1 rRNA gene is annotated in these 3117 nt (G+C 50.4%); it reads left to right on the top strand.

The features are described 5' to 3' along the window. Positions 1–196 precede the first annotated feature (196 nt). Positions 197–3090: ribosomal RNA gene (locus tag WG29040_RS24220) — 23S ribosomal RNA — on the top strand. Positions 3091–3117: the final 27 nt, after the last annotated feature.

Raw genomic sequence — 3117 nt, 5'->3', positions numbered from 1 at the left:
TGGTGAATGTTGATTTCTGATCTTTTGATTAGATCGTTCTTTAAAAATTTGGGTATGTAATAGAAAGTTAGACTGGATAGCACTTTCACTGGTGTTTATTCAGGCTAAGGTAAAATTTGTGAACGTTCTTAATTGAACATGCGAATTTTCGGCGAATGTCGTCTTCATAGTATAACCAGATTGCTTGGGGTTATATGGTCAAGTGAAGAAGCGCATACGGTGGATGCCTTGGCAGTCAGAGGCGATGAAAGACGTGGTAGCCTGCGAAAAGCTTCGGGGAGTCGGCAAACAGACTTTGATCCGGAGATGTCTGAATGGGGGAACCCACCTAACATAAGTTAGGTATCTTAAGCTGAATACATAGGCTTAAGAAGCGAACCAGGGGAACTGAAACATCTAAGTACCCTGAGGAAAAGAAATCAACCGAGATTCCCTTAGTAGTGGCGAGCGAACGGGGACCAGCCCTTAAGCTGTATTGATGTTAGCGGAACGCTCTGGAAAGTGCGGCCATAGTGGGTGATAGCCCTGTACGCGAAAACATCTTTACAGTGAAATCGAGTAGGACGGAGCACGAGAAACTTTGTCTGAATATGGGGGGACCATCCTCCAAGGCTAAATACTACTGACTGACCGATAGTGAACTAGTACCGTGAGGGAAAGGCGAAAAGAACCCCGGAGAGGGGAGTGAAATAGATCCTGAAACCGTATGCGTACAAGCAGTGGGAGCCCACTTTGTTGGGTGACTGCGTACCTTTTGTATAATGGGTCAGCGACTTATTTTCAGTGGCAAGCTTAACCGAATAGGGGAGGCGTAGCGAAAGCGAGTCTTAATAGGGCGTCTAGTCGCTGGGAATAGACCCGAAACCGGGCGATCTATCCATGGGCAGGTTGAAGGTTGGGTAACACTAACTGGAGGACCGAACCGACTACCGTTGAAAAGTTAGCGGATGACCTGTGGATCGGAGTGAAAGGCTAATCAAGCTCGGAGATAGCTGGTTCTCCTCGAAAGCTATTTAGGTAGCGCCTCATGTATCACTGTAGGGGGTAGAGCACTGTTTCGGCTAGGGGGTCATCCCGACTTACCAAACCGATGCAAACTCCGAATACCTACAAGTGCCGAGCATGGGAGACACACGGCGGGTGCTAACGTCCGTCGTGAAAAGGGAAACAACCCAGACCGTCAGCTAAGGTCCCAAAGTTATGGTTAAGTGGGAAACGATGTGGGAAGGCTTAGACAGCTAGGAGGTTGGCTTAGAAGCAGCCACCCTTTAAAGAAAGCGTAATAGCTCACTAGTCGAGTCGGCCTGCGCGGAAGATTTAACGGGGCTCAAACCATACACCGAAGCTACGGGTATCATCTTAGGATGATGCGGTAGAGGAGCGTTCTGTAAGCCTGTGAAGGTGAGTTGAGAAGCTTGCTGGAGGTATCAGAAGTGCGAATGCTGACATGAGTAACGATAATGGGTGTGAAAAACACCCACGCCGAAAGACCAAGGTTTCCTGCGCAACGTTAATCGACGCAGGGTTAGTCGGTCCCTAAGGCGAGGCTGAAAAGCGTAGTCGATGGAAAACAGGTTAATATTCCTGTACTTCTGGTTATTGCGATGGAGGGACGGAGAAGGCTAGGCCAGCTTGGCGTTGGTTGTCCAAGTTTAAGGTGGTAGGCTGGAATCTTAGGTAAATCCGGGATTCTAAGGCCGAGAGCTGATGACGAGTTAACTTTTAGTTAACGAAGTGGTTGATGCCATGCTTCCAAGAAAAGCTTCTAAGCTTCAGGTAACCAGGAACCGTACCCCAAACCGACACAGGTGGTTGGGTAGAGAATACCAAGGCGCTTGAGAGAACTCGGGTGAAGGAACTAGGCAAAATGGCACCGTAACTTCGGGAGAAGGTGCGCCGGTGAGGGTGAAGCATTTACTGCGTAAGCCCACGCCGGTCGAAGATACCAGGCCGCTGCGACTGTTTATTAAAAACACAGCACTCTGCAAACACGAAAGTGGACGTATAGGGTGTGACGCCTGCCCGGTGCCGGAAGGTTAATTGATGGGGTTAGCTAACGCGAAGCTCTTGATCGAAGCCCCGGTAAACGGCGGCCGTAACTATAACGGTCCTAAGGTAGCGAAATTCCTTGTCGGGTAAGTTCCGACCTGCACGAATGGCGTAACGATGGCGGCGCTGTCTCCACCCGAGACTCAGTGAAATTGAAATCGCTGTGAAGATGCAGTGTATCCGCGGCTAGACGGAAAGACCCCGTGAACCTTTACTATAGCTTTGCACTGGACTTTGAATTTGCTTGTGTAGGATAGGTGGGAGGCTTTGAAGTGTGGACGCCAGTCTGCATGGAGCCAACCTTGAAATACCACCCTGGCAACTTTGAGGTTCTAACTCAGGTCCGTTATCCGGATCGAGGACAGTGTATGGTGGGTAGTTTGACTGGGGCGGTCTCCTCCTAAAGAGTAACGGAGGAGTACGAAGGTGCGCTCAGACCGGTCGGAAATCGGTCGTAGAGTATAAAGGCAAAAGCGCGCTTGACTGCGAGACAGACACGTCGAGCAGGTACGAAAGTAGGTCTTAGTGATCCGGTGGTTCTGTATGGAAGGGCCATCGCTCAACGGATAAAAGGTACTCCGGGGATAACAGGCTGATACCGCCCAAGAGTTCATATCGACGGCGGTGTTTGGCACCTCGATGTCGGCTCATCACATCCTGGGGCTGAAGCCGGTCCCAAGGGTATGGCTGTTCGCCATTTAAAGTGGTACGCGAGCTGGGTTTAGAACGTCGTGAGACAGTTCGGTCCCTATCTGCCGTGGACGTTTGAGATTTGAGAGGGGCTGCTCCTAGTACGAGAGGACCGGAGTGGACGAACCTCTGGTGTTCCGGTTGTCACGCCAGTGGCATTGCCGGGTAGCTATGTTCGGGAAAGATAACCGCTGAAAGCATCTAAGCGGGAAACTTGCCTCAAGATGAGATCTCACTGGAACCTTGAGTTCCCTAAAGGGCCGTCGAAGACTACGACGTTGATAGGTTGGGTGTGTAAGCGCTGTGAGGCGTTGAGCTAACCAATACTAATTGCCCGTGAGGCTTGACCATATAACACCCAAGCAATTTGCGTTCTTG

Origin of the sequence: Pseudomonas sp. PAMC 29040 (genome assembly GCF_003994535.1) — a bacterium.
Lineage (GTDB): Bacteria > Pseudomonadota > Gammaproteobacteria > Pseudomonadales > Pseudomonadaceae > Aquipseudomonas > Aquipseudomonas paraversuta.
The sequence above is the reverse complement of the archived record's forward strand: the minus strand, read 5'-3'. Positions and strand labels throughout refer to the sequence as shown.